We start from the raw sequence: 6338 nt of genomic DNA, 5'->3' as shown, positions 1-6338 counted from the left end.
CAGAACACAAACCAGCAATCGCCAATCCGCTTGAGTTTCTTTAGAACGAAAGACTTCGTCGCCAGCAGCGCCGCCGCCCTCGTTCAGTGAGTGGGCTTATAGAACTAACCCTCCCAAACAGTCAACACACATACCCAAAGTTTTTTGACATTTTTGTAACAGGTTGAAAATGAAGGGCTTTTAGCGCTCATCTCTCAAAACGAAGAAATCCACCGCCCAATCGGGCGGTTTTTGAGATTCGCTTTTGCCGAATTCCCAGAGAAAGGCTTCGGCGAGGGAGCAAGGCTTATATGGGAAGCCCGAAGCGGAATTCCAGGTGCTTGCCTATAGCGCGCCTCACTCGCTAATCTCGGAGGAAAGACCGATCCGGCGGAGTGAAGGATGCTTGTTCTCGACGACGAACAGCTGGCCGGCGCCATCCTTCCTTGCCTATGAGACGATGACAGGACGAAAGTGACAATCAGTGCATCATTGCCGGAGCTTCCGGTTTCACATGTCCTGCCGGCCGTCGGCGCCGCCCTAGCCGAGCAGAAACGCGCCGTTCTTTCCGCGCCGCCCGGCGCCGGCAAGACGACACTGGTGCCACTTTACCTGCTCGACCAGGCCTGGCGCGGCGACGGCAAGATCATTCTGCTTGAGCCGCGGCGGCTGGCAGCGCGGGCGGCGGCAAACCGCATGGCATCATTGCTCGGTGAACAGGTTGGCGGCACGGTCGGCTACCGCATGCGCCTCGACAACAGGATATCGGCGGCGACACGGGTCGAGGTGGTGACCGAAGGGGTTTTTGCCCGGATGATCCTCGACGATCCGGAACTCGCCGGGGTCTCGGTCGTGATTTTCGACGAATTTCACGAGCGTTCGCTGGATGCCGATTTCGGGCTGGCGCTGGCGCTCGACGTCCAATCGGCGCTGCGCGAGGATTTGCGGATCCTCGTTATGTCGGCGACCCTCGACGTCGAGCGTGTGGCGGCCCTGCTCTCTCATCCACCTGTCATCGAAAGCCTGGGACGCAGCTTTCCGATCGATACGCGTTACCAGGATCGACCAGGCGGCCTGCGTATCGAGGATGCGGTCACGCGGGCGATACTTGATGCCCATGCCGATGAAACCGGCTCGATCCTCGCTTTCCTGCCCGGTCAGGCGGAAATCACCCGAACCGCGGAACGCCTGCAGGGACGATTCGGAAGCGAAACACTGATTGCGCCGCTCTATGGCAATCTTGGCCAGAAAGAGCAGGACGCGGCGATACGACCGGCGCCCAAAGGAATGCGTAAGATCGTGCTGGCGACGTCGATCGCCGAAACCTCGATCACTATCGACGGCGTCAGGATCGTGATCGACAGCGGGCTGCAGCGTCTGCCGGTGTTCGAAGCGTCGACCGGGATCACGAGGCTGGAGACGGTGCGCGTGTCGCGGGCGTCGGCCGATCAGCGGGCCGGTCGTGCCGGCCGAACGGAACCGGGCATCGCCGTCAGGCTATGGCACCAGGGACAGACGGCGGCCCTGCCGGCCTTCACACCGCCGCAGATCCTTTCCAGCGATCTTTCCGGGCTGGTGCTCGATCTCGCCCATTGGGGCGTTCAGGATCCGGGATCGCTTGCCTTTGTCGACCAGCCGCCGGAGACGACGCTTAAGGAAGCGCGCGTGCTGCTCGGCCAACTCGGTGCGCTCGACAAGGATGGAGCGCTGACGGCGCGCGGCAAGGTCATGCGCAATCTCGCCTTGCCGCCGCGGCTTGCCGCCATGGTCGTTTCTGCAGGCGAATCGGGGCACGCCCGGGATGCGGCATTGATCGCCGTGCTTCTGACCGAACAGGGAATGGGCGGGACGAGCATCGATATCGAGGAGCGGCTGCGACGCTTCAAGGCCGAGCGCGGCGAAAGAGCGGAGGCCTCGCGGCGGCTGGCGGGACGGCTGGCAAGCGGCCTCGACAGAGTGACCGCCACGGCGCCGGCGCTTGCGGGCCGGTTGCTGCTACATGCATTCCCGGATCGAATCGCCCTTCAGCGCGGCGGGCGCGGCCGATTCGTGATGGCGAACGGGCGCGGCGCGGAACTGCCGGAAACCGAGAGGCTGGCCGGCAGCCAGATGCTTGTCATAGGCGATCTCACCGGGCGGGCGGCGCAGGCGCGGGTTCTGGCGGCGGCCGAGGTGACACGCGGCGACATCGAAGCCGAGCTGCCCGACGAGATCAGAACCGGCGATCAGATCTTTTTCGACCGGCAAAGCCGGCAGATACGGGCGCGGCGGGCAACCCGGCTGGGTGCGATCGTCTTCGAAGAGACGCCCTTGCCCCGACCTTCCGGCGCCGCCGTCACCCAGGCGCTGGTGGAGGGGGTGCGCGAACTCGGGCTCGATCATCTCGCCTTCTCGAAGGAGGCCGTGCAACTTCGCGAGCGAATTGGATTTCTTCACCGGACGATCGGCGATCCCTGGCCCGATGTCAGCGACGATGCCCTGCTTTCCCGGCTGGACGACTGGTTCGGCCCGTTTCAGACGGAGGCCCGCGGCCTCTCCGAGATTTCCGCAGCCGGGCTTTCGAACGGGCTGATGTCCCTGGTGCCGCATGAGTTGCAGCGCGACCTTAGCCGACTTGCGCCGACCCATTTCGAAGCGCCGACCGGTCAGAGGCATCCGATCCAATATGAGGGCGAGGAGCCGGTGCTGACGATCCGCGTGCAGGAGCTGTTCGGGCTGAAGCAGCACCCGGCGATAGCCGGAGGCCGCCTGCCGCTGCTGCTCGAACTGACCTCGCCGGCGCATCGGCCGATACAGACGACCCGCGACCTGCCGGGCTTCTGGGCCGGCTCATGGAAGGATGTGCGCGCCGATATGCGCGGCCGTTATCCGCGGCATCCCTGGCCGGAGCGGCCGCAAGAGGCATTGCCGACGACACGGGCAAAACCGCGTGGTACATGAGGACCATTTGAGGAGCCCTCGGCATGATCGACAAGACGGAAAGCCATGCGCTGGAAGACCGGCACAGCAGCCGCAGGCTGCGCCTGCAGACGCTGGTGCGGCTGCGCTGGCTTGCGGTCTGCGGACAGGCGCTGACGGTGTTCATCGTGGCCTTCTGGCTGAAATTTCCCTTGCCGCTGATTGCCAGCTCCTCTTTGATCGCCGCGCTTGCCTGGGTGAATTTCTATCTGACGATCCGCTATCCGCCGACACACCGGCTGGGACCGCCGGCCGCCTTTGCGCTGCTCGGCTTCGATCTTCTGCAGCTGTGCGCGCTGCTCTTCATCACCGGCGGCCTCGCCAACCCTTTCGCAGCCCTCGTCTGCGTGCCTGTTATCATCTCGTTTGCCTCGCAGCCGATCCGTTACAGCACGGCGCTGATCGGCTTCGCGATGGTCTGCATCACGGTGCTTGCCTTTTCGCCCTTTCCGCTGCCGTGGTTCGACGGCGTCGAGATCAATGTCCACAACGTCATGCAGTTCGGCGTCTGGTGTTCGATCGCCTCGACGATGGCATTCGCCGCCTTCTATGCCTATCGGGTGTCGATGGAGGCGAGCCAGCTTGCTGATGCGCTGGCTGCGACCGAACTGGTGCTGCAGCGGGAAAAGCATCTTTCGCAGCTCGACGGACTGGCGGCTGCGGCCGCCCACGAACTCGGCACGCCGCTTGCGACAATCAGCGTCGTCGCCAAGGAAATGGAGCGCGAACTCAAGGACGACGATCGTTTCCGCGAGGATGTGATGCTGTTGCGCAGCCAGAGCGAGCGCTGCCGTGACATCCTGCGGCGCTTGACGACACTTTCCTCGGAAGGAGAAGCGCATATGCGCCGCCTGCCGCTTTCCTCGATGATCGAGGAGATCGTCGCGCCACACCGGGAGTTCGGCATTACGCTGGAGCTGATCGAAAAGAGCCCGCGCAAGGACGAGCCGGTGACCGACCGCAACGCCGGCATCATGTATGGGCTCGGCAATCTGATTGAAAACGCCGTCGATTATGCCAGGGAGAAAGTAAGGATCACCGTCGAGCATGATCACGACAAAGTGCTGATCGTCATCGAGGATGACGGCAACGGTTACGCCCCCGATATTCTGACGCGGATCGGCGAGCCTTATATGACCAAGCGGCAAAAGGAGGATACGGCGGGCGGCCTCGGGCTCGGGCTTTTCATCGCCAAGACGCTGCTGGAGCGCTCGGGCGCATCGTTGATTTTCGAGAATCGCGACCCGGAAAGTGCGGGGGCGCGTATCCGGATCGAATGGCCGCGCATGCTGATCGACGCAAATTCGACAAAGTGACTTTGTCGGCATAAGTAGGATATAAGCGGTTGACGCAGATCGGGCGTTCACGCGCCAGGGCCAAGACGATGACAGACCATAATCACGAAAATTTCGCCGCTGGGGATGAAGACCATATTGGTCCCGACGCCAGCCTGCTGATCGTCGACGACGACGGACCGTTCCTGCGCCGGCTGGCCCGGGCGATGGAGACGCGCGGTTTCCAGGTGGAAACGGCCGAATCAGTGGCGGAAGGCGTTGCGAAATCGAAAGGCAGGCCGCCGAAATATGCGGTGGTCGACCTCCGGCTCGGCGACGGCAATGGGCTCGATGTCATCGAAGCGATCCGCCAGCGACGCGACGACACCAGGATCATCGTGCTGACCGGCTACGGCAATATCGCAACCGCGGTGACCGCCGTGAAACTCGGCGCCGTCGATTACCTGGCAAAGCCCGCGGATGCCGACGACGTCTTTTCGGCGCTGACGCAGAGGCCGGGCGAAAAGGCCGAACTTCCCGAGAATCCGATGTCGGCTGACCGGGTGCGCTGGGAGCACATCCAGCGGGTCTATGAAATGTGCGAGCGCAACGTCTCGGAAACGGCGCGCCGCCTCAACATGCACAGGCGGACACTGCAGCGCATCCTCGCCAAACGCGCGCCGAAATAGCCAAGACATCCGTCAAACATCATCGACGGTGAACGGCTTTCCGTTCGCCCATTCGGCCATCATCAGCCGTTGCGCGGCGGCGCGCGAGAAATTGAGCGTGACGGATTTGCGTGTGGCCGGGGCCAAACGGTGTTCCGGCGCTTCGCGAATCATATGGGCGCCATAACCATCCGAGAGGAAAAGCCCGCACTCCTCGGGAAAGATGTCGAGCGGTACACCTTCGTGAGTCGCAAAGAACAGCCGGTCGCAGTGCAGCCGGTATTCCGGCCATTTGCGATCCACCCTGAAATCCTCGATCGACGTCTTGATTTCGATGATCCAGACCTCGCCCTTTTCCGAAACGGTGATCAAATCAGCACGGCGGCCGCTGGCCAGCGGCAGTTCGGGCAGCACGGCATGGCGCATTTCATGCAGCAAAATCTGCGTTCCGCGCCGCACCATCATGGCTCTGTCCGATTGCCGGCCATCGATTAACGGATTGTTATTGTAAACGCTCAAAATCGTCATGGATAACCACAGTAGGGGCTGGCGTGTTGTTGCAAAAAAACCATGCGCTTCTAATTTGCGCCGCAGACAGATTTGTCGCGCTGCAGTAGCCTTGCAAAGCGCAAGTTAATCGAAAATAAACCATAATCAACGATGGTCGAAAGACTGTTCTCCTTGCCCTAAAACTTCAAGAGTCATCTATGCGCATCCGCAATGCATTCCCGGTATTTGGCCTGCTGACGACGCTCGCACTGGCCGGTTGCTCCTCGACATCAGACAGCGCATCCGTCGACGACAAGGGCGCAGGCCCGACCGTACAGACAGCCCAGATCTTCAACGACGCCTATGGCGTGACGAAGGATGCCGGATATTCTCTGCCGGCGATCCCGATCGACAGGGTCAAGCCGCAGTTCCGCCGCCAGGTCGTCAGCTACCAGACCACCGAGCGCCCGGGTACGATCATCGTCAACACGCGCGAGCGCTTCCTCTATTACATCCTCGCCAACGGCAAGGCGATGCGTTACGGCATCGGCGTCGGCAAGCAGGGCTTCGCATGGGCCGGCACCGCCTACGTCGCTTGGAAGCAGGAATGGCCGACCTGGCACCCGCCGAAGGAAATGGCCGTTCGCCGCCCTGACGTCGCCAAGTATGTCGAGGACGGCATGGGCCCGGGCCTCAGCAATCCGCTCGGCGCGCGCGCCATGTATCTCTTCAACGAGGATGGCAAGGACACGCTGTTCCGCCTGCACGGCACGCCGGAATGGGCCTCGATCGGCACCGCCGCTTCCTCGGGCTGCATTCGCCTGATGAACCAGGACGTGATCGACCTTTACAGCCGCGTCCGCCCCGGCAAGGGCACGTCCAAGGTCGTCGTTATCCAATAGGGTATAGACCGAATTCGGTATAAAAAAGGCCGCCGAACTGTCGTTCCGGCGGCCTTTTCATATTCTCA

At 62.2% G+C, this 6338-nt stretch carries 5 protein-coding genes; 4 read left to right on the top strand and 1 reads right to left on the bottom strand.

What is annotated here, in order from left to right:
* Nucleotides 1-453 precede the first annotated feature (453 nt).
* The 3 genes from hrpB (at nt 454) to K6N12_RS10655 (ending at nt 4900) form a co-directional block, all read left to right on the top strand.
* Nucleotides 454-2919: an ATP-dependent helicase HrpB gene (gene hrpB / locus K6N12_RS10665; protein WP_131710938.1), complete on the top strand. Its 2466-nt coding sequence runs from the start codon at nt 454-456 to the stop codon at nt 2917-2919.
* Between the two features lie 23 nt (nt 2920-2942).
* Nucleotides 2943-4253, top strand: a complete 1311-nt coding sequence (locus tag K6N12_RS10660; RefSeq protein ID WP_097625136.1) for an ActS/PrrB/RegB family redox-sensitive histidine kinase — start codon at nt 2943-2945, stop codon at nt 4251-4253.
* A gap of 68 nt (nt 4254-4321) precedes the next feature.
* The gene (locus K6N12_RS10655) at nt 4322-4900 is read left to right on the top strand and encodes an ActR/PrrA/RegA family redox response regulator transcription factor (protein ID WP_097625154.1); all 579 of its coding nucleotides are present in this window, start codon (nt 4322-4324) and stop codon (nt 4898-4900) included.
* 12 nt (nt 4901-4912) lie between these two features.
* Here K6N12_RS10655 and K6N12_RS10650 read toward each other — a convergent pair whose 3' ends face one another.
* A complete protein-coding gene (locus tag K6N12_RS10650; RefSeq protein WP_003589465.1) occupies nt 4913-5407 on the bottom strand; it encodes an MmcB family DNA repair protein in 495 nt (164 codons plus the stop codon).
* A gap of 179 nt (nt 5408-5586) precedes the next feature.
* On the opposite strand from K6N12_RS10650, the gene K6N12_RS10645 reads away from it, so the two are divergent.
* Complete coding sequence (locus K6N12_RS10645) at nt 5587-6270, top strand: L,D-transpeptidase (protein ID WP_097625135.1); 684 nt, start codon at nt 5587-5589, stop codon at nt 6268-6270.
* Nucleotides 6271-6338: the final 68 nt, after the last annotated feature.

It is taken from the genome of Rhizobium redzepovicii (genome assembly GCF_019793435.1).
Classification (GTDB): domain Bacteria; phylum Pseudomonadota; class Alphaproteobacteria; order Rhizobiales; family Rhizobiaceae; genus Rhizobium; species Rhizobium redzepovicii.
This window is presented reverse-complemented; position numbering and strand designations above follow the sequence as displayed.